At 65.8% G+C, this 20,061-nt stretch carries 15 protein-coding genes; 8 read left to right on the top strand and 7 right to left on the bottom strand.

Going from position 1 to position 20,061, the window contains the following annotated elements:
- Window positions 1-54 precede the first annotated feature (54 nt).
- Window positions 55-2,079, top strand: a complete 2,025-nt coding sequence (locus tag ACCQ12_RS17015; RefSeq protein WP_372382313.1) for a M3 family metallopeptidase — start codon at window positions 55-57, stop codon at window positions 2,077-2,079.
- Between the two features lie 98 nt (window positions 2,080-2,177).
- On the opposite strand, the gene fabB is transcribed toward ACCQ12_RS17015, so the two are convergent.
- Both fabB and fabA read right to left on the bottom strand, forming a co-directional pair.
- On the bottom strand, window positions 2,178-3,386 hold the full coding sequence (fabB, locus tag ACCQ12_RS17010) for a beta-ketoacyl-ACP synthase I (protein ID WP_372382312.1): 1,209 nt from the start codon (window positions 3,384-3,386) through the stop codon (window positions 2,178-2,180).
- Entirely contained in the window at window positions 3,386-3,901 is a 516-nt protein-coding gene (gene fabA / locus ACCQ12_RS17005) for a 3-hydroxyacyl-[acyl-carrier-protein] dehydratase FabA (RefSeq protein WP_039403728.1), read from the bottom strand. The genes fabB and fabA overlap by 1 nt, the downstream gene beginning before the upstream one ends.
- Before the next feature lie 345 nt (window positions 3,902-4,246).
- On the opposite strand from fabA, the gene dinB reads away from it, so the two are divergent.
- The 4 genes from dinB to ACCQ12_RS16985 all read left to right on the top strand — a co-directional run bounded on the left by dinB (window position 4,247) and on the right by ACCQ12_RS16985 (window position 9,752).
- Window positions 4,247-5,326 (top strand): DNA polymerase IV, encoded by a 1,080-nt coding sequence (gene dinB, locus ACCQ12_RS17000; RefSeq protein ID WP_184438259.1) that lies wholly within the window; start codon window positions 4,247-4,249, stop codon window positions 5,324-5,326.
- Between the two features lie 119 nt (window positions 5,327-5,445).
- A complete protein-coding gene (gene gph / locus ACCQ12_RS16995) occupies window positions 5,446-6,096 on the top strand; it encodes a phosphoglycolate phosphatase (RefSeq protein WP_184438263.1) in 651 nt (216 codons plus the stop codon).
- Between the two features lie 430 nt (window positions 6,097-6,526).
- Complete coding sequence (locus ACCQ12_RS16990) at window positions 6,527-8,743, top strand: TonB-dependent siderophore receptor (RefSeq protein ID WP_506191678.1); 2,217 nt, start codon at window positions 6,527-6,529, stop codon at window positions 8,741-8,743.
- A 97-nt stretch (window positions 8,744-8,840) separates the two neighbouring features.
- Window positions 8,841-9,752, top strand: coding sequence for an alpha/beta hydrolase (locus tag ACCQ12_RS16985; RefSeq protein ID WP_372383650.1), 912 nt, complete (start codon window positions 8,841-8,843; stop codon window positions 9,750-9,752).
- Window positions 9,753-9,858: 106 nt separating this feature from the next.
- Here the strand turns inward: ACCQ12_RS16985 and ACCQ12_RS16980 are convergent, their stop codons facing one another.
- Window positions 9,859-10,251, bottom strand: coding sequence for a TfoX/Sxy family protein (locus ACCQ12_RS16980; RefSeq protein ID WP_039403635.1), 393 nt, complete (start codon window positions 10,249-10,251; stop codon window positions 9,859-9,861).
- Window positions 10,248-10,730, bottom strand: coding sequence for a free L-methionine (R)-S-oxide reductase MsrC (gene msrC / locus ACCQ12_RS16975; RefSeq protein ID WP_039403631.1), 483 nt, complete (start codon window positions 10,728-10,730; stop codon window positions 10,248-10,250). Before msrC ends, ACCQ12_RS16980 begins: the two co-directional genes overlap by 4 nt.
- A gap of 236 nt (window positions 10,731-10,966) precedes the next feature.
- Between msrC and bioD the strand changes: the two genes are divergently transcribed.
- The gene (gene bioD / locus ACCQ12_RS16970) at window positions 10,967-11,641 is read left to right on the top strand and encodes a dethiobiotin synthase (protein ID WP_372382310.1); all 675 of its coding nucleotides are present in this window, start codon (window positions 10,967-10,969) and stop codon (window positions 11,639-11,641) included.
- A gap of 328 nt (window positions 11,642-11,969) precedes the next feature.
- Here the strand turns inward: bioD and ACCQ12_RS16965 are convergent, their stop codons facing one another.
- Both ACCQ12_RS16965 and queD read right to left on the bottom strand, forming a co-directional pair.
- Window positions 11,970-12,305 carry a phasin family protein gene (locus ACCQ12_RS16965; protein ID WP_104581755.1) on the bottom strand — a complete coding sequence of 112 codons (336 nt, stop codon included), beginning with the start codon at window positions 12,303-12,305 and terminating at the stop codon, window positions 11,970-11,972.
- A gap of 193 nt (window positions 12,306-12,498) precedes the next feature.
- On the bottom strand, window positions 12,499-12,852 hold the full coding sequence (gene queD / locus ACCQ12_RS16960) for a 6-carboxytetrahydropterin synthase QueD (RefSeq protein WP_008576903.1): 354 nt from the start codon (window positions 12,850-12,852) through the stop codon (window positions 12,499-12,501).
- A 262-nt stretch (window positions 12,853-13,114) separates the two neighbouring features.
- Between queD and ACCQ12_RS16955 the strand changes: the two genes are divergently transcribed.
- Both ACCQ12_RS16955 and ACCQ12_RS16950 read left to right on the top strand, forming a co-directional pair.
- Window positions 13,115-15,748 carry a TonB-dependent receptor plug domain-containing protein gene (locus tag ACCQ12_RS16955; RefSeq protein WP_338121481.1) on the top strand — a complete coding sequence of 878 codons (2,634 nt, stop codon included), beginning with the start codon at window positions 13,115-13,117 and terminating at the stop codon, window positions 15,746-15,748.
- 164 nt (window positions 15,749-15,912) lie between these two features.
- Window positions 15,913-18,210 carry a transferrin receptor-like dimerization domain-containing protein gene (locus ACCQ12_RS16950; protein ID WP_372382309.1) on the top strand — a complete coding sequence of 766 codons (2,298 nt, stop codon included), beginning with the start codon at window positions 15,913-15,915 and terminating at the stop codon, window positions 18,208-18,210.
- Between the two features lie 205 nt (window positions 18,211-18,415).
- Here ACCQ12_RS16950 and ACCQ12_RS16945 read toward each other — a convergent pair whose 3' ends face one another.
- A complete protein-coding gene (locus tag ACCQ12_RS16945) occupies window positions 18,416-19,798 on the bottom strand; it encodes a DEAD/DEAH box helicase (RefSeq protein WP_039403615.1) in 1,383 nt (460 codons plus the stop codon).
- Window positions 19,799-20,061 lie beyond the last annotated feature (263 nt).

Genomic DNA, 20,061 nt, shown 5'->3' with positions numbered 1-20,061 from the left:
ACGTGTCCCCAGACAACTTCGTCATTCCTGATCCAGTCCCCGCCGGAGCGCCCCATGACCAACCCGCTGCTCGACCTGTCCGGACTGCCGTCCTTCGATGCGATCCGCCCCGAACACGTGGGCCCGGCGATCGACCACTTGCTCGCCGATGCCGAAGCGGCAGTGAAAGCGGCCGAACAGGTCAGCCCGGTGAGCTGGGACAGCTTCGTGACCCCGCTGGACGATGCCACCGAGCGCCTGTGGCGCGCCTGGGGGCAAGTTGGTCATCTGCAGGCGGTGATGAACACCCCGGAGTTGCGCGAGGCCTACAACAGCAACCTGCCCAAGGTGAGCCGCTTCGGCAGTGCGCTGGGCCAGAACCTGGCGCTGTATGCGCAGTACAAGGCGTTGGCGCAGTCGCCGGAGGCGGCGTCCTACGATGAGGCACGTCGCAAGGTGCTGGACAACGCGCTGCGTGATTTCCGCCTGGGCGGTGCCGAACTCGATGATGACGCCAAGGCGCGTTTTGCGCAGATCCAGGAAGAACTGTCGGCACTGGCGGCCAAGTTTTCGCAAAACGTGCTCGACGCCACCGATGCCTGGTCGCACGTGACCGAGGACGAAGCGCAGCTCTCCGGCCTGCCGGCCGAAGTGATCGCCGCCGCGCGTGCTGCCGCAGAAAAGGACGGCGTGGCGGGCTGGAAGTTCACCTTGCAGATGCCGTGCTATCTGCCGGTGCAGAGCGATGCCGACAGCCGCGAACTGCGCGCGCTGCTGTATCGCGCCAACGCCGAGCGCGCTTCCGAATTCGGCGATGCCGCGCTGGACAACAGCGCCAATATCGACCGCATTCTTGCGCTGCGTGCGGAACTGGCGCAGCTGCTCGGCTTTGCCAGTTACGCCGACTATTCGGTGGCCACCAAGATGGCGCAGAGCCCGGACGAGGTGATGGGCTTCCTGCGCGATCTGGCCGTGCGCGCCAAGCCCTATGCGCAGCGCGACCGCGCCGAGCTTGAAGCCTTCGCACGCGAAGAATTGGGATTGGACGAACTGCAGGCCTGGGATCTGGCCTACGTCAGCGAAAAACTCAAGCAGGCGCGTTACAGCTTTTCCGAGCAGGAAGTGAAGCAGTACTTCACCGAGCCGAAGGTGCTGGCTGGTCTGTTCGATGTGATCCACAGTCTTTACGGCTTGCGCGTCACGCAGGACAGCGCGCCGGTGTGGCACCCGGATGTGCGGTTCTACCGGCTGGAGGATGCGCAAGGTGCGCTGGTCGGCCAGTTCTATCTGGATCTGTATGCACGCGAGGGCAAGCGCGGTGGCGCGTGGATGGACGACTGCCGCAATCGCCGCGAAACGGCCAACGGCGTGCAGACGCCATTGGTGTACCTGGTGTGCAACTTCGGCCGCGGCAGCGGCGACGCACCGGCCACCTTCCGGCATGGCGAAGTCACCACGCTGTTCCATGAAATGGGCCACGGCCTGCATCAGCTGCTGACCCGCATCGGCGAGCTGGGCGTGGCCGGCATCAACGGCGTGGAATGGGATGCGGTGGAGTTGCCGAGCCAGTTCATGGAGAACTTCTGTTGGGAATGGGAGCGCGTGCAGGTGATGACCGCGCATGTGCAGACCGGCGAGCCGCTGCCGCGCAACCTGTTCGACCGCTTGCTGGCTGCGCGCAATTTCCAGAGCGGCATGTTCACCGTGCGCCAGCTGGAATTCGCCTTGTTCGACATGCAGCTGCACAGCAGCTTCGACCCGGCGCAGGACAGCGTGCTGCAGTTGATCGAGCGCATGCGCGACGAAGTGGCGGTCAATCGGCCACCGGCGTGGAATCGCTTCCCGCACCAGTTCAGCCACATTTTTGCCGGCGGTTATGCGGCCGGTTACTACAGCTACAAATGGGCCGAAGTGCTCAGCGCCGATGCCTATGCCGCGTTCGAGGAAGCACCCGAGCAGGTAGCCGAGACCGGCGCCCGATTCCGCCACGAGGTGTTGTCGCGTGGCGGCAGCCGCAGTGCGGCCGACAACTTCCGCGCCTTCCGTGGCCGTGCGCCCCGGATCGACGCGTTGCTGCGGCATAACGGCATGGCCGGCTGACCCGGGAGTGGGGAATCGGGATCGGGGAGTGGCAAGAGCGATCTCCCGGCACACCGATTCCCCATTCCCCATTCCGCGCGGCGTCTAGCGCCGCGTACTTACACCCGGCCGAACACCAGCGTGCCGTTGGTGCCGCCAAAGCCGAAGCTGTTGGACATCACCGTGTTCAAGCTGGCGTCCTGGGTTTGCCGCAGGATCGGGAAACCTTCCGCGCGCGGGTCCAGTTCTTCGATATGCGCCGAGCCGGCCATGAACCCATCGCGCAACATCAGCAGGCTGAAGATCGCCTCGTGCACGCTGGCCGAGCCCAGCGAATGGCCGGACAGTGCCTTGGTCGAGGACAGCGGCGGCACGTTGTCGCCAAACACCTCGCGCACCGCTCCCAGTTCGGTGACATCGCCCAGCGGTGTCGAGGTGCCATGCGTGTTGAGGTAATCGATGGGGCGATCCAGCCCCTGCATGGCCATGTGCATGCAGCGCACCGCGCCTTCGCCGCTGGGGGCGACCATGTCCGCGCCATCGGAGGTCACGCCGTAGCCCAGCAATTCGGCATGGATGCGTGCGCCGCGCGCGATGGCGTGGTCGTAGTCTTCCAGTACCAGCATGCCGCCGCCGCTGCTGATGACGAAGCCGTCGCGCTGCGCGTCGTACGGGCGCGATGCCACCGCCGGACGATCGTTGAAGCCGGTGGACAGCGCACCCATCGCATCGAACATCACGCTCATGGTCCAGTGCAGTTCTTCGCCGGCGCCGGCGAACATCACGTCCTGTGCGCCGTGCCGGATCAGATCCGCCGCCGCGCCGATGCAGTGCGCCGAGGTCGCACACGCGGCCGACAGCGAATAGCTCAGGCCGCGGATCTTGAACGCAGTGGCCAGCGATGCAGAGACGGCCGAACTCATCGTGCGCGGCACCATGTACGGGCCTACCTTGCGCACGCCACGTGCCCGCAGCAGATCGGCGGTTTCCACCTGCCACTGGCTGGAGCCGCTGCCGGAGCCGGCAATCACGCCGGTACGCAGGTCGCTGACCTGCTCGGCGCTCAGGCCCGCATCGGTGATCGCATCGCGCATGGCCAGGTATGCATAGGCCGCGCCATCGCCCATGAAGCGCTTGAGCTTGCGGTCGATCAATGCCTCCAGGTCCAGCGCCACCGCGCCGCCCACCTGGCTGCGCAGGCCGGCTTCGGCGTGATCGGGCAGCGCGGTGATGCCGGAGCGGCTTTCGCGCAGTGCAGTGGAGACGGTGTCCAGATCATTGCCCAGACACGAATTGATGCCCATTCCGGTAACGACAACACGGCGCATCAGAAGCTCTCCGTTGAAGTGAACATGCCCACGCGCAGATCCTTGGCGGTATAGATCTCACGCCCGTCCACGAGCATGCGTGCGTCGGTTTGCGCCATCACCAGCTTGCGGTTGATCACGCGGCTGACATCGATCTCGTAGCTCACCAGGGTTGCGCTGGGCAGCACCTGTCCGGTGAACTTGACCTCGCCGCAGCCCAGGGCGCGGCCACGCCCGGGCGCACCGATCCAGGTGAGGAAAAAGCCGGTGAGCTGCCACATTGCATCCAGGCCCAGGCAACCGGGCATCACCGGGTCACCGATGAAGTGGCAGCCGAAGAACCACAGGTCCGGGCGGATATCCAGTTCGGCGCGAATCACGCCCTTGCCATGCGCACCGCCGGTGTCGCTGATCTCGGTGATGCGGTCGAACATCAGCATCGGATCGTTCGGCAGCCTGCCGCTGTCGGGCCCAAACAATTCTCCACGCGCGCTGGCCAGCAATTGGTCGCGCGAGTACGCACTTTGACGAGTCATGACGAACGTGTCCTGCAAGGAGCGAGAGGCAAGGTCGGCAAGGGTGCATGAGCCTGCGCGGTTCAATCAAACGTTTTATCCGTACGCATGCGTGCTGTTTTCAGCCGCTTGCGCCGCTCATCAGGGCCGGATTGCATGTGGAACGGCGGCATGCCGGCATGCCGTCTCTGGGGAGCTGGCGCGCCCGCATGGTTGGCTCTGCAGCTGTGCCTTCCAGGCGTGATCGCTGGTGTTCGATGGCCGGTCGCGCCCGTTTGCCGCTTGCATCGTGCGCGATCGCCGCTCAAGGCATGAGACGGCGCTGGCTTATCATGGATGCAGACCTGCAACAGAGAAACCCGCTTGATGCGCAAGATCGTGCACGTGGACATGGATGCGTTCTACGCATCCGTGGAGCAACGTGACGACCCGAGCCTGCGCGGCAAGCCGGTGGTGGTGGCCTGGCGCGGTGCGCGCTCGGTGGTGTGCGCGGCCTCCTACGAAGCACGCACCTTCGGCATCCGCTCGGCAATGCCGGCCCTGCGCGCCGAGCGCCTGTGTCCGGATGCGGTGTTCGTGCCGCCGGATTTTGCCCGCTACAAGGCGGTGTCGCGGCAGGTGCGCGAGATCTTCCATCGGCATACCGACCTTGTGGAGCCGCTGTCGCTGGACGAAGCCTATCTGGATGTCACCCAGGCCAAGACCGGCCTGCAGCTGGCCACCGAAATCGCGCAGCTGATCCGCACCCAGATCCGTGAAGAAACCCAGCTCACCGCATCGGCCGGCATCGCGCCGAACAAGTTCCTGGCCAAGATCGCCTCGGACTGGCGCAAGCCCGATGGCCAGTTCGTGATCGCGCCCAGCCGCGTGGACGCCTTCCTGCTGCCGCTCAAGGTCAATCGCATTCCCGGTGTGGGCAAGGTGATGGACGGCAAGCTGGCGGCGTTGGGCATCGTCACCGTGGCCGATCTACGCCTGCGCCCGCTGGAAGAATTGCAGGCGCATTTCGGCAGCTTCGGGCAGAGCCTGTATCGCCGCGCGCGGGGCATCGATGAGCGCCCGGTGGAGCCGGACCAGGAAGTGCAATCGGTCTCTTCGGAAGACACCTTCAGCGAAGATCTTGCGCTTGATGCGCTGGACCCGCACATCCTGCGCCTGGCCGAAAAGACCTGGCTGGCCACGCGCCGCACCGAACGCATTGGCCGGACGGTGGTGCTGAAATTGAAGACCTCCAATTTTCGTATCCTGACGCGCTCCCACACGCCCGAGCAGCCACCGGCCTCGTTCGAGGCGTTGGCGCAGATTGCGCTGGCGCTGACCCGGCGCGTGGAGCTGCCTGCCGATACGCGTTACCGCCTGGTCGGTGTCGGGCTCAGCGGTTTCAGCGATGTGGAAGAGGGCGCGGTGCAGGGGCAGTTGTTCGGCGAGGTCTCGCAGGCACCGTGAGCGCGTGCCTGCCGGTGTTGCCGCGCGCGTAGACGGGTAAAACGGCTGCGCTCGCGCGGTGACGCGGCCTGAATCCCGCACTGCATACACTGCCGCGTTCCCCGCACGAGGCCATCCGAATGTTTGCGTATCCGCTGGTGATTTTCGATCTGGACGGCACCCTGGTGGACAGCGCGCCCAATATCGCCGAAGCCCTCAATGACACCTTGCAGGAGCTGGGGCTGGAGCAGTTCAGCGAATCCACCATCCGCGGCTGGATCGGCGAAGGGGTGCAGGTGCTACTGGCTGCCGCACTGCGCGAAGCCGGCAGCACGGACGATGCGGCCACGGTCATGCCGGTGATGATGCGGCATTACGAAGCATGCCTGCTGCACGACCCGCAGCTGTACCCGGGTGTAGCGCAGGCATTGCACGGCCTGCGCGATGCCGGGGCGACGCTGGCGCTATGCACCAACAAGCCATCGCGATTCATCGCACCGCTGCTGGAGCACCTGGGCATCGCCGCGTCCTTCAGCAGCGTGCTTGGTGGCGATTCGTTGCCGCAGCGCAAGCCCGACCCGACGCCGCTGCTGCACCTGGCCACGCAGTTCCGGTACACGCCGCAGCAATGTTTGATGGTCGGCGATTCGGGCACTGACGCGGCAGCGGCGAATGCCGCCAACATGCCGCTGGCCATGGTGCGCTACGGTTATCTGCGCGGCTTCGACGTGCAGGGCTCCGGTGCGGTAGCCATTGTCGATGACATGCGGGAACTGCTGGCGTTGACGTAGTCTGCGCGGCGGGACCAGCGCAGGAACAGGCATCGCCCACCACGCCGTGCAGCGACGACCATCGCCGGAGCTGGCGGCGTTGGTCGCCCTGGGTGATGGTCTTTCGCTTGATCGCCGCCTCGGCCAGCTGCCAGGTGCCGCCACTGCGATCCACGCGCGTCATCGGTGGTGGATGAGCTGCGCCACGCTGCGCAGCCCGTACACGGCCACGCCCGCATGGCGTTTCGTTTTGAGAATGAATCGCATCTGTGTAGAATGCGCGGCCAGGCTTGACTGCATCGGCCGCGCCCGCACGGCGTTACGCCTGTTTCACGCATTACCCCCACCGTGTCACCTCAAGCTGTCGCCAGAGGTCTATCTCCTGTCGAGAGGTTTGAGAATGTCCGCATCACGCCGGTCATGGATGTCTGCGTCCGCATGTCGTCCCGTGTTGTCCCACCTTCAGCTGGTCCAGGCTATTGCGCTCTGCTGTGGCAGCGGCATTTTCAGCGCGTTGGCTGAAGACGTTGCGGCTGAGCCGCGGTCGCTGGACACCGTGCACGTCACCGCCGCGCAGATTGCACGCCAGGCCTTGGGGTCATCCGTGATCACCGCCGAAGACATCGAACGGCGGCCACCGGTCAACGACCTGTCGCAGTTGCTGCGTACCATGCCGGGCGTCAACCTCACCGGCAACAGCGCCTCCGGCCAGTACGGCAACAACCGCCAGATCGATCTGCGCGGCATGGGCCCGGAAAACACGCTGATTCTGGTCGATGGCAAGCCGGTGGGATCACGCGATGCGGTGCGCATGGGCCGCAGCGGCGAGCGCAATACGCGCGGCGACACCAACTGGGTGCCGGCCGAAGCGGTGGAGCGTATCGAAGTGCTGCGTGGCCCAGCCGCGGCACGGTATGGCTCGGGTGCCTCCGGCGGCGTGGTCAACATCATCACCAAGAAGCCGACCGGCGATCTGAGCGGCTCGATGAGCATGTTCGGCCTGGTGCCGCAGCACAGTGCCGAAGGCGGCGGCCAGCGTGTCGGCTTCCAGCTCAGCGGACCGCTGACCGATACCTTCTCCTTCCGCCTGTATGGAAACCTCAACAAGACCGATCCGGATTCGCTGGAGCTCAATCGCCGCTTCGCCAGCAGTACTGCGGCGGTGCCGCCGGCAGGGCGCGAAGGCGTGCGTAACAAGGACATCAACGGCCTGCTGCGCTGGGATCCGAGCGAAGGCCAGGTGATCGAACTCGATGCCGGCCTCAGCCGCCAGGGCAATCTGTATGCCGGCGATCGCGCGGTCAGCGCCGATGGCCTGGCCGGTGCCGATCTGGGCGCACTGTTCGGCAGCGAAACCAACACCATGATCCGCCGCACCGCCTCGCTGACCCATCGCGGCACCTGGGCGCTCGGCACCTCCCGCCTCACCGCCGCGTATGAAGGCACCGACAATACCCGCCTCAACGAAGGCCTGGCCGGCGGACCGGAAGGCTCCATTGCCGCGGGTCTGCTGGACTCCACCGCCACGCTCGACAATCTCAATATCGATGGCGAATTCAATCTGCCGCTGCAGGCCTGGGCCGAGCAGGTGCTGACGTTGGGCTTCGAGCGCCGCCAGAGCCGCCTCAGCGATGCGTATTCGATGTCGCAGACGGTGAGTGCCGGCGGTGGTTTCCCCGGCCTTCCCAACGGGACGCGCAGCCCGCGCAGCGAGGCCACGCTCAGCGCGGTGTATCTGGAAGACAACATCTACGCCAGCGAGCGGCTGACGCTGACGCCGGGTGTGCGGCTGGATCACCACAGCCAGTTCGGCAACAACCTCAGCCCCAGCCTCAACGTGCAGTACAAGCTCAGCGAAGACTGGTTGCTCAAGGGCGGCATCGCGCGCGCCTTCAAGGCGCCCAACCTGTATCAGTCCAACGCCAATTATCTGTATTACACGCGTGGCAATGGCTGTCCGGTGCTGTTCCCCAATCTTGGCTCGGGCTGCTATATCCAGGGCAACGACGATCTCGATCCGGAGACCAGCATCAACAAGGAAGTCGGTATCGAGTGGGCCCCACAGACCGGTCACCATGCCTCGCTGACGTACTTCCATAATGCCTACGACGACAAGATCGTCGCCGGGATGGTGCCGGTCGGCGTCACGGTCGACAGACGCGGGCAGGTGTTCCAGTGGACCAATGCATCGGAAGCGATCGTGCAAGGGGTGGAAGGCAATCTCACCCTGCCGCTGCTGGGCGAGCAGGGCCGCGTGTTGAAGTGGAATACCAATGTCACCTACATGATCGAGAACAAGAACACCGCAACTGATCAGCCGCTATCGGTGATCCCGGAATACACGGTCAACACCACGCTCGATTGGCAACCGACCCAGGCTTTGTCGTTGCTGCTTACCGGCACCTTCTACGGCAAGCAGGAGTCGGCCACGCAATCGAGCACCAGCGGCGGCGCCATCGCCCCCGACGCGCGCGACCCCTACGATCTGTGGGGCGTCAGTGCGCGTTACCGCATTACCCGCAAGGTCAGCGTGGGCATCGGTGTGGACAATCTGTTCGACACCCGCCTGTTCCGCGAAGGCACCAATAACACCGGCGGTGCGGCGGGTGCAGCCACCTACAACGAGCCCGGTCGCGCGTATTGGGCGAGCCTGAGTTTTGGTTTCTAACAGCAATTCAGCACCGCGCGCGAACATGGGCGCAGGACAAGGAGAGCATGCAGTGACGCGACATGATTCCTGGCGGCTTGCGTGTGCCGGTGTGCTGATGTGGATCGTCGGCACGGTGCCGGCATTCGCACAGCCGGACCTGAGCCGCACGATCGGCAGCACAGTTGCCGATCGTCCCAGTGCCTCGTATGTCTTCAGCGCGTTGCGCCTGGATTCGGCCGATGGCCAACGCCACTACCGCGTGCGCATTGCCACCCCCAAAGCGGCGCCGCCGGCCGCGGGATATCCGGTGGTGTATCTGCTGGATGGCAATGCGGCATTGATGGAAATGGATGAACGCCTGCTCGACAACCTGTCCACCCACGGCGATGCGCCGGTGCTGGTGTTCATCGCCGACGACAGCGCGTTGCGCATCGATGCGGTGGGGCGCAGCCTGGATTACACGCCTGCGCGCTACGGCGACGGGCGGGTGGAAACCGATCCGCTGAATCCGCAGCGCAGGACCGGCGGTGCGGCAGCATTCACGCAGCTGATCGCAACACGCATTCGCCCACAGGTGCAAGCGCGTGTGGCGGTGGATCGTCAGCGGCAGACCCTGTGGGGCCATTCGTATGGCGGGCTGTTCGTGCTGCAGGTGTTGCTGACGCAGCCGCAGTTGTTCCAGCACTACGTCGCGGTCGATCCATCGCTGTGGTGGGGCGATGGGTTTGTCGTTCAGCAGGCACAGCGTGTGGTCGCCGATGCGCGGGAGGGTTCGGCAGGCACGCAGCCATCCAGGCGTCGGCTGACGCTGATGGCAGGCGAGGGCGCACCATCAGCGAACAATGCAAAACCGGATCGTCCGGAGCGGCCGCGTGCAGATCCACAGGCCACACAGCGCCTCGTCGTGTTGCTGTCGTCGTTACCTGGCCTCACCGCTGACTATCAACCGCTGCCAGGCCTCAGCCATGGCCAGACGTTAGGCGCATCGCTCGCGCCAACGTTGCAGGATGTAGCGACGCATCGATGACCTTCCATCAAGCAGGCGCTCGAGGATAACCCGCTCGACAAGCACGCTGCTGCGGATCGCAGTGTTGGCGTCCACGCATGCTGCGGTGACACCTCGGCGTAGGCACTTAATCCTCGCGCGTTTCGCTCAGGTCCGCAGTATCTGCGCCTGCTTCGCCCATGTCGCCATGCGCGTCGTCATTGTCGGCACGCGCGTAATGCACGGTTTCCACCGGTCCGCCAACCGCGCGGCCGCGCACCGGCAATAGCGCGCTGGCCGCTTCGTATTCGGCCAATAGGGCATGGCGGCGCGCTTCCGGCACGTCCTGCCAATGGCAATCGGACAGCGCGCCTTCCAGCGAATACAGCAGATTGAGGCTGGGCTTGAAGCCGGCACGGCGTACTTTCACGAATGCGCCCACCGCACCGACGGCTTGCAGGTCCTGCTGCGTGCGCAGCCCGACCTGGCGCAGCCACGCCGCGCTCTTGGGGCCGATGTTGCGCAGCCGTTCGGTGGTCACGTCAGCGCGTCCACAAAGACCTGCGCGATCGCTTCCAGGCCGCGCTGGTCGTCCGCATCGAAGCGGTCCAGCTCCGGGCTGTCCAGATCCAGCACGCCGATCAACGCATCGCCCTTGACCAGCGGAATCACCAGCTCCGAGCGCGATGCCGAGTCGCAGGCGATATGCCCGGGAAACGCATCCACGTCGGCAATGCGCTGGCTCTGCCGGGTGCTGGCCGCTGCGCCGCACACGCCCTTGTCCAGCGGAATGCGCACGCATGCAGGCAGACCCTGGAATGGCCCCACCACCAGCTCGCGGCCGTCGTAGAAATAAAATCCCGCCCAGTTGAGCGAGGGCAGGGAGTTGAAGATCAGCGCGGCCAGATTGGCGGCATTGGCGATCCGGTCCGGCTCGCCGTGCACCAGTGCCTGAGCCTGGGCGGTGAGCTGGGCATATTGTTCCGGCTTGCTGCCGGTCAGCGAGGAGGTGGCGAACATGGGCAAAGTTTAGCAGCGGCGCTCTGTGGCGGCATGGCGCGCCAGCGCAGGGCGGCGCTGGCGGCGCTTGCCCGCATGGCAGCCGTGCGACTCGGCGCTTCGCGGCGCCGCCCGGCGCCCGTGGCCGGCGCGACGCCTGCCGCAACAACTGCTTGCCGGCTCAGCGTCGAGTACGGATGCGCACGCTATGCTGCGCGCCCTCACGGCAATGGCGGCGCGGCCGCAGGACCTGACCGATGCAGCATCCGGCGTTTTATGTCACCGGCACCGATACCGGAATCGGCAAGACCATGGGCAGCACCGCGTTGCTGCACGCCTTACGGGCGCGAGGGCGCACGGCGGTGGGCATGAAGCCGGTGGCCAGCGGGTGCGAGCGCACCGCGCAGGGCTGGCGCAACGAAGACGCGCTGGCCCTGCAGGCCGCCAGCGACCCGCAGCCGGACTACGCCACCCTTAACCCCTACGCCTTGCCCGCACCGCTGGCACCAGAGCTGGCGGCAGCCGATGTCGGCGTGACGCTGTCGCTGGACCCGATCACCCAGGCCTTTGCGCAATTGCGCACGCAGGCCGACGTCGTGGTGGTGGAAGGCGTCGGTGGCTGGGCCGCGCCGCTGAGCGCCGATCTGGATCAGGCCGATCTGGTGCGCGCGCTGCAGCTGCCGGTGGTGCTGGTGGTCGGCGTACGGCTGGGCTGCATCAATCATGCGCGCCTGACCGCCGCCGCCATTGCCGCCGACGGCCTGGACTGCATCGGCTGGATCGCCAACGAGGTCGATCCGCAGATGGAGCGCGCCGAAGACAACATCCGCATGCTGCACGCGCGTCTGGCAATGCCGTGCTGGGGACGGATCGCCTGGCGACCTGGCGCCGATGCCGCCAGCCAGGCGCAGGGGCTGCAATTGCCGGCCTAGTGTCACGGCCGGCAAGCTACGCGAGCCTGCTGACACGCCGCGTGATCGGCTTGCGTTGATCCGCGCCCGGCGCGCGTGCCGCGGCCAGCCAGGGAGTACACCGCGCTCCACTCGCGTGGGGCAGTGCGCGCCGTCACTCCGTTGCAGTGCGGCCGCCGCTTACATGGTCATTGCGGCCAATGCGCGCTCCGGCAGCGTCGCCGTGTCATACCTGGGCATCAATGCCTCCAGCGATCGGACAATAAAAAAGCCCGACAGAGGGAGGGATCTGTCGGGCCGGATTGCACGGGGGGAGGGACCCATGCAAAGACGCTGAATTTATTGGCGGTTACTTGCGCCGGGTCTTGCCTGCTGCGCCGGCCTGATCGCTGCCGGTGTCGAACTGCTGCTTGGCGAATTGCCCAAGCTCGCTGGACATCTTCAACCCCATTCCCACCACTTCCTGATTGACCGAAGCCAGACGTTCCAGGTTGTCGCGGGCCAGTTGCAGTCCTTTCGGCCAGAGCGTCTGGTAGGCGCCCAGGTCGCGTGCCTGCGCAAACTCACCGAAGAAGCTGGTGGTCGCGTTGACGTTCTGTTCCAGCGTGTCCAATGCCAATTGGTTGGCACGTGCTGCAGCAGAGGCGAACTGACTGGTGAAGCTGTTTTCGAACTGCGCCGACATTGCGAACCCCTTGGGGAAGCGTGTGACCGTTTGTTGCGTTGCAGCATACGCCGATATTGTTGCGATGCAACACGTTTGCTGAAGATTTGCCAACTCTCTGCAGAAGCTTTTCTAGATCAAATGGTTAGAGAAGTTCCGAAACGACGGAAGCCGCCCAATGGGCGGCTTCCGGACACGGGACTGCGCTAACTGATTAGCCGCGGTAGCGGCAGCCGGACGTGCAGGTCTCATGCACCACGATCTCGCTCAGCTGCGGCAGCGCCGGCTTGAGTTGCTGCCAGATCCAGATCGCCAGCCGCTCGCTGGTGGGGTTTTCCAGCCCTTCGATGTCGTTGAGGTAATGGTGGTCCAGGCGGTCGTAGATCGGTTGGAAGGCGGCCTTGATGTCGCCGAAGTCCATGATCCAGCCGGTCTCGGCACCGGGTTCGCCGCTGACGTGCAGTTCGACCCGAAACGAATGCCCGTGCAGGCGGGCGCATTTGTGCCCAGGCGGCACGTTGGGAAGACGGTGCGCGGCCTCGAGCGTAAAGACTTTGAAGATATCCATGCGCGGCATTGTAAGTGCGCCGGGCCGTCTGCAGCCGACGGCCAGCGCAACGCGCAGCGATATGGCCGCGTCACGGTGCCAATCGGCGATCGCCTGGTTGCACTCCCCCACATGCAGCGCAGCGCCGAGGTTCGATGCGCTGGCCAGCGCACCCGTGTGTCTGTGTGCGTCACCGCAGCGCATAACCGTATGCAGATATGTAATTTTTGTTAGTAAAACGCACATGGCTCACTGCACAGCCCCCTGTTCATGGATGCCGTACGTGAAGCGCCCTACGCCTTACCTGCTGTCTCTTGCCGTGTTGTCGGCGCTGATTCCCCTTGCACACGCCGACGAGGCGCCACCGGAAACGGGCAAGACCCTGGCCACCGTCAGCGTCACCGGCTCCAACATCAAGCGTAGCGACAGCGAAGGCCCGAACCCCGTGCAGGTGATCGACCGCCAGCAACTGGAGCAGTCCGGCAAGGTCACCGTGGCCGACGCGCTGCGTTCGATCTCGGCCAATACCGGCAACGCCACCAATGAAACCACCAATAACGGCTGGGCTTCCGGCTCGGCGGGCATCGGCCTGCGCGGGCTGTCGCAGAAGAACACCCTGGTGCTGCTCAACGGCCGCCGGCTGGCCAACTACGGCTTTCCTGCCAACGGCCTGGGCGACACCTTCGTCAATCTCAATGCGCTGCCGCTGGTGGCGGTGGAGCGCATCGAAGTGCTCAAGGACGGCGCCTCCGCCGTATACGGTTCCGATGCGGTGGCCGGCGTGGTCAACATCATCACCCGCCAGGATTTCCAGGGCGCCGAGCTGGGCGTGAGCGGCGGCACCTCCGATCAGGGCGGCATGGACACCCAGCGCGCCAAGTTCATCGGCGGCATCGGCGACCTGGATAGCGACGGCTACAACATCCTTTTCAGTTTCGACGCCTACAACCGCGACCGGCTCGATCAGGACCAGCGCGCGCTGACCCGTTCGGGCATCTATACCGATCTACCGGGTGGGCGCTGGAACGGCTGGTCGGCCAAGGGCGCCCGCTATCTGATCGGTGGCCGCTCGGTGCCGCTGCTGGATGCGCAAGGCAATTGCCCCACCGGCACCGTGCTCACCGCCAGCGCGCCCATCGACGGGCTGGCCGGCGACACCTGCGGCTTCAACCAGGCCCCGTTCACCACGCTGATTCCCTCGACCAAGCGCTATCAGGCCTACACCAACGCCACCTTCCGGCTCAGCGACACCGTCGAAGCGTTCGGCGAGGCGCTCTACAGCGAGGTCAAGGGTGTGTCGATCTTCGGCTCCAGCCCGTACTTCACCCTGGAAGGCGGCCGCTTTGCATTGAACGCCAGCACCGGGCTGGCCGAGCCGGTGTCCAACCTGCTGCCGGCCTCCAGCCCGTACAACCCGTACGGGGTGGCAGTGCCGATCGAATACACCTTTTTTAACCTGGGCCAGACGGTCAAGACGAACCGCTCGCAGTCCTACCGATTTCTTGGCGGCGTGCGCGGCAAGACCGAGCGCTGGGACTGGGAAGCGGCCGCGTTCACTGCGCGCAGCACCGAGCACGAAACCGTCTCCGGTGGCTTCGCCAATCGCTTCACCCTGGCCCAGGCACTGGCCGACGGCAGCTACAATCTGCGCAACCCATCGGCCACGCCGCAAGCGGTGATCGACGGCATCAACCTCAGCACCTTGCGTCCGGCGCAATCCACCTTGCGTGGTGTCGATGTCAAGGCCTCCGGCAACCTGTTCGCGTTGCCGGCCGGCAACGTCGGGTTCGCCGCCGGAGCGGAGTGGCGGCAGGAGGAGCTGGTCTCGCGTAATCCTGTGCAGATCGACCAGGGCCTGCAGATCCGCCCGGCGATCGCCGCGGTGGATGGCGAGCGCAAGGTCTCGGCGCTGTATGCCGAAGTCAACGTGCCGCTGCTGCAATCGCTGGAACTGCAGCTGGCCGGGCGTGGCGATCATTACAGCGATTTCGGCAATGCGTTTTCGCCCAAGGCCAGCCTGCGCTGGCAGCCGCTGGACGCGGTGCTGGTGCGCGCGGCGGCCTCGCGCGGGTTTCGCGCACCGTCGTTGTCGGAGAATGCGGCCAGCACCAATATTTCTTACGGCTCGGTGGTCGATCCGTTCGATCCGGACGTGCCCGGCTCGCGCCAGAATCCCACCTTCTTCACCGTCGGCAACACCGACCTCGACCCCGAACGCACCCGCAGCTACAACCTGGGCGTGGTGCTGTCGCCGTGGGCCGACACCAGCCTGAGCGTGGACTGGTACAAGATCGAACTGGACAACCTGGTCGGCACCGGCAACAACGCCACCATCGTGCAGAACAACAACCCGGCCGATGTGATCCGCAACGAACGCGGCACCCTGGTGGCGGTGTACAACCGCTATCAAAACCTCAGCGAGCTGACCACCTCCGGGATCGATGTCGAATTGCGCCAGCGCTGGCGCACCGAAGCGGCCGGCAACATCGGCCTCAACACTGCTTACACGCATGTACGCGATTACCGCCGCCCCACCGTGGTCGGTGGCCCACTGCAGGATTACGCCGGCAGCAATCTCGGCCCATCGTTGCCGCGCAACAAGGCCACCACCACGCTGGACTGGAACCTGGGCACGATCAGTGCGGCGCTGACCTGGTACTACACCGGCGGCTACGACCAGAAGGCCAGTGCGGCGGCCAGTGCGGTGCAGTCGCGCGTGGGTGATTACAACCAGTTCGATCTGTATCTGGGTTACACCGGCATCGACAAGCTCACCCTGTACGCCAAGATCGAGAACCTGGCCGACAAGCAGCCGCCGGTGGATGCCTCGTTCCCGGGCATTCGCGCGCCCTACGACTTCACCCAGTACGACCTGCGCGGGCGCTATTTCACGGTTGGACTGGATTACCGGTTCTGACCCGCAGTGCAGCGCCGATGCGCGCGGTGGTGGTTTGCCGTCAAACCGCCGTCGCGCCATCGCCTGTTGGTTGCGCGTGCCTGGCCATGCGATGGTGGCCCTGGCTGCCATCGCCTCGAACGATTCCACTCGCTCTTCGCCCTGAACACTCTCAAGGACGCACGATGACCTCTTCGCAGCATGCCTGGCTGATCGCCTTGGCCTTGGCCGCACCTTCGCTGACCGCACAACCCGCCGCAGATCCCGCAGCGCCACCGGCCGCGCTGCCCGGGTACGATGCCGCTGCCGCCCAGGCGCAACGCGCGCTGGAAGCGCGTTTCGACGGCGGCTTGAAGGACGCCGATTATCGTGGCTGGTTGAAGCAGTGGTCGTCGGCGCCCAACCACGTCGGCGCCCCGCACAACCTGGAAAACGCCCGCGATCTGCAAACGCGCCTGCGTGCCTACGGCTGGGATGCGCGCATCGAAACCTTCGAGGTGCTGTGGCCCTCGCCCAAGACCTCGCAGCTGGAATTGCTGGGCTCCACGCCGTATGTGGCGCGCCTCAAGGAGCCGCCGCTGGCGGGCGACAGCACCTCCGCCCAGACCGAAAACGTGTTGCCACCGTATGTAATCTACGGCGGCAATGGCGATGTCACCGGCGACCTGGTCTACGTCAATTACGGCATCGCCGAAGACTACGAAGCACTGGCGCGCAACGGCGTGGATGTGCGCGGCAAGATCGTGATCGCGCGCTACGGCAAGGGCTGGCGCGGGCTCAAGCCGCGGCTGGCGCAGGAGCATGGCGCCATCGGCGCGATCATTTATTCCGACCCGCGTGACGACGGTTATTTCCAGGATCAGGCCTATCCGGATGGCCCGGCGCGCAATCAGTGGAGCGTGCAACGCGGCTCGGTCGCCAACTTCGCCATCTATCCGGGCGATCCGCTGACGCCGGGCGTGGGCGCAAGCAAGGGCGCCAAGCGGCTGAAGATCGAACAGGCCGGCAGCGTGTTGAAGATCCCGACCCTGCCGATCAGCTGGGGCGACGCACAGCCGCTGCTGGCCGCGTTGGGCGGCCCGGTAGCACCGGAAGACTGGCGCGGCGCCCTGCCGATCACCTACCGCATCGGTGGCGACGACACCGCACGCGTCCATCTCAAGGTCGATGCGGAGTGGGGCAGCAAGACCATCTACAACGTAATCGCCACCTTGCGCGGCAGCGAGTATCCCGACCAGTGGGTCGTGCGCGGCAATCACCGCGACGGCTGGGTGTTCGGCGCGGCCGATCCGCTCTCAGGCACCACCGCCTTGCTGGCCGAAGCCAAGGCGATCGGCGAGCTTGCCAAACAGGGCCAGCGCCCCAAGCGCACGCTGGTGTATGCCAGCTGGGATGGCGAAGAAGCCGGGCTGCTCGGCTCCACCGAATGGGCCGAGCAGCACGCCGACGAGCTGCGTCGCAAGGCGGTGCTGTACGTCAACACCGACGGCAACGGGCGCGGCTTTCTCAATGCCGGTGGCAGCCATGCGCTGCAGCGGTTGGTCAATGGCGTGGCGGCAGACGTGCGCGACCCCGACAGCGGCGTGAGCGTGCTCGAACGGCAACGCGCGCGTGCGCGCATCGACGCGTTGGCGCCCACCGCCAAGCCAGCGCAAAAAGAGATCGCCAAGCAGGTGGCCGCCGGTGGTGACATCCCGCTCAAGGCGCTCGGTTCCGGCAGCGACTACAGCCCGTTCCTGCAGCATCTGGGGTTGGCGACACTGGATCTGGGCTATGGCGGGCAGGGTGGCGGCAGCGGTGTTTACCACTCGCTGTACGACTCCTATGATTACTTCGCGCGCTATATCGATCCGGATTTCAGCTATCTGCCGTTGCTGTCGCAAACGGTGGGGCGCACCGTGTTGCGCGTGGCCAACGCCCCGGTGTTGCCGCAACGTTTCGGCGACTTCGCCGATGCGGTGGCCGGCTATGCACAGGAGCTCAAGCAGCAGGCCGATAGCGACCGCACCGCGGCGCGCACGCAGGCCGAGCTGTTGCAGGCCGGTGCGTACGCGGCGGTCGATAACCCCAACCGTCCGCAGCGTGCCCCCGAGCCCAAGGCGGCGGTGCCGTCGATCGACTTCGCCGCCTTGGATCAGGCGATCACGCGGCTGCAGACCAGCGCCAAGCGCTACGACGCTGCACTGGCCGCGCGTGGCGGCAACCTGGATGCGACCATGCGCGGCAAGCTCAATGCCTCGCTGCAACGCATCGATCAAACGCTGCTGGTCGCGGGCGGTTTGCCGGGCCGGCCGTGGTATCGCAACCTGATCTACGCACCGGGCCTGGCCACCGGCTACGAGGTCAAGACCTTGCCCGGTATCCGCGAAGCGCTGGAAGACCGGCGCTGGGACGATCTGCGCAACTACATCGTGCAGACCGCGGCGGTGCTGGATCGGTATCGCGAGGCCATCGATCGCAATACCGCGTTGATCGAGGGCTAGCGGAGCGCTGCACGGCAAGACTGGCAGCGCGCGACCTCAGCGATGCCGCCGCAGCTGCCAGTCTTGCCTGATGCCTGATGCTTGTTGCGCGCAGCCGGTTCGCTACAGCGCATCCTCTGCACCGCGCACAAAAAAGCCGCCCGGAAAGGGCGGCTTTTTCAGTTCAACGCCAACCTTAAGTGCCGGTCGCACCGGCGCGCAGGAATCAGCGCGTGCCGCTCGGACGCTGGCCGCCACGGCCACCATCGCGACGGCCGGCGCCCGCACCGGCGTTGGCCTGACGCGGCCCGCTGCTGCGCTGGCCACCCGGCTTCTTCGGGCCGGCATGCGCATGCGCCTGGCGCGGGGCATCGCCATGCGGACGACGCGCGTGGCTCTTGCGCGGTGCGCGGTCGCCGCCCGGCTGCTCGGCGCGGCCCGGCGCGCTGTTGCCCCAGCGGATCGGGGTCTGCGGCTCGTAGCCCGGCACGTCGCGGATTTCCACATCGCGGCCCAGCATGCGCACGATCTGGCGCAGCAGCTTGGCTTCGTCCTGCGCCACCAGCGAGATCGCCTCGCCGGTGGAGCCGTTACGGCCGGTGCGGCCGATGCGGTGCACGTAATCCTCGGCCACCATCGGCAGGTCGTAGTTGATGACCTTCGGCAGCTGGTCGATATCGATACCGCGCGCGGCGATGTCGGTGGCCACCAGCACGGTGACGCGGCCGGCCTTGAAGTCGCTCAGTGCACGCATGCGCTGGCCCTGGCTCTTGTTGCCGTGGATCGCCGCGGTCTTGATGCCCGACTTCTCCAGGAACAGCGCCAGCTTGTCGCTGCCATGCTTGGTGCGCGCGAACACCAGGGTCTGCTCGCGGCTGTCCTGCGCCAGCAGGTGCAGCAGCAGATCGCGCTTGCGCGCGCCATCGACCGGGTGCACGCGGTGGGTGATGCTCTCGGCCACGGTGTTGCTCGGGGTGACCTGGATCTGCATCGGGTTGCGCATGAACTCCAGCGCCAGCTGCTTGATGTTCTCTTCGAAGGTGGCCGAGAACAGCAGGGTCTGGCGGTTCTGGCGCGGCAGCTTGGTCAGGATGCGCTTGATCGACGGCAAAAAGCCCATGTCGAGCATGCGGTCGGCTTCGTCCAGGATCAGCACTTCGATGCCGGACAGGTCCACGCTGCGACGCTCGATATGGTCGATCAGCCGGCCCGGGCAGGCGATCAGCAGGTCCACGCCACGGCGCAGCGCGTCGAGCTGGTTGCCCATGCCCACGCCGCCGTAGATCACCGCGCTGGGAATGCGCAGGTACTTGCTATAGCCGCGCAGGCTGTCATGCACCTGGGTGGCCAGCTCGCGGGTGGGGGTCAGGATCAGCGCGCGCGGCTTGCGCGGGCCGTTGACCGGCTGCGGCGAGGTGCCCAGGTGCTGCAGCAGCGGCAGGCCGAACGCGGCGGTCTTGCCAGTGCCGGTCTGTGCGCCGGCCAGCAGGTCGTGGCCTTCCAGCACCAGCGGGATCGCCTGCTGCTGGATCGGGGTAGGGGTTTCATAGCCCTGCTCGGCCAACGCGCGCAGCAGGAAGGGCGCAAGGCCCAGGGATTCAAAAGACATCAGGAAGCTCCAAGTAAAGCGTCGCCGCCAGGCACAGCCCGGAGCGCAGACGCATTGCAGATGCAAAAAGGTGAGGCTCGGAGCGTTCCCGTGAACCGCGCTGCGAGATGGTGGAACAACCCGATCAAAGAGCGATGGGTTTGTCGGCACCACGAAAGGCGTCGGGTGGGGCGGGCGAGCGGATCGATCGATCCTGGCCTCGCCGGCGGTCCCAAAGGGAAACGGACGGCCGCATGCAGACCCGGCAAGTGTACGCGGGTTTG

This window comes from Xanthomonas sp. NCPPB 1068 (assembly GCF_041479385.2).
Classification (GTDB): domain Bacteria; phylum Pseudomonadota; class Gammaproteobacteria; order Xanthomonadales; family Xanthomonadaceae; genus Xanthomonas; species Xanthomonas cannabis.
Note: the sequence above shows the minus strand (reverse complement) of the source record. Positions and strands in the feature narration are given on the sequence as shown.

Coding starts and splice junctions, on each gene's coding strand:
- ACCQ12_RS17015 (WP_372382313.1), top strand. CDS start 55: ATGACCAACCCGCTGCTCGACCTGTCCGGACTGCCGTCCTTCGATGCG.
- fabB (WP_372382312.1), bottom strand. CDS start 3,386: ATGCGCCGTGTTGTCGTTACCGGAATGGGCATCAATTCGTGTCTGGGC.
- fabA (WP_039403728.1), bottom strand. CDS start 3,901: ATGACTCGTCAAAGTGCGTACTCGCGCGACCAATTGCTGGCCAGCGCG.
- dinB (WP_184438259.1), top strand. CDS start 4,247: ATGCGCAAGATCGTGCACGTGGACATGGATGCGTTCTACGCATCCGTG.
- gph (WP_184438263.1), top strand. CDS start 5,446: ATGTTTGCGTATCCGCTGGTGATTTTCGATCTGGACGGCACCCTGGTG.
- ACCQ12_RS16985 (WP_372383650.1), top strand. CDS start 8,841: ATGTGGATCGTCGGCACGGTGCCGGCATTCGCACAGCCGGACCTGAGC.
- msrC (WP_039403631.1), bottom strand. CDS start 10,730: ATGTTCGCCACCTCCTCGCTGACCGGCAGCAAGCCGGAACAATATGCC.
- bioD (WP_372382310.1), top strand. CDS start 10,967: ATGCAGCATCCGGCGTTTTATGTCACCGGCACCGATACCGGAATCGGC.
- ACCQ12_RS16965 (WP_104581755.1), bottom strand. CDS start 12,305: ATGTCGGCGCAGTTCGAAAACAGCTTCACCAGTCAGTTCGCCTCTGCT.
- queD (WP_008576903.1), bottom strand. CDS start 12,852: ATGGATATCTTCAAAGTCTTTACGCTCGAGGCCGCGCACCGTCTTCCC.
- ACCQ12_RS16950 (WP_372382309.1), top strand. CDS start 15,913: ATGACCTCTTCGCAGCATGCCTGGCTGATCGCCTTGGCCTTGGCCGCA.
- ACCQ12_RS16945 (WP_039403615.1), bottom strand. CDS start 19,798: ATGTCTTTTGAATCCCTGGGCCTTGCGCCCTTCCTGCTGCGCGCGTTG.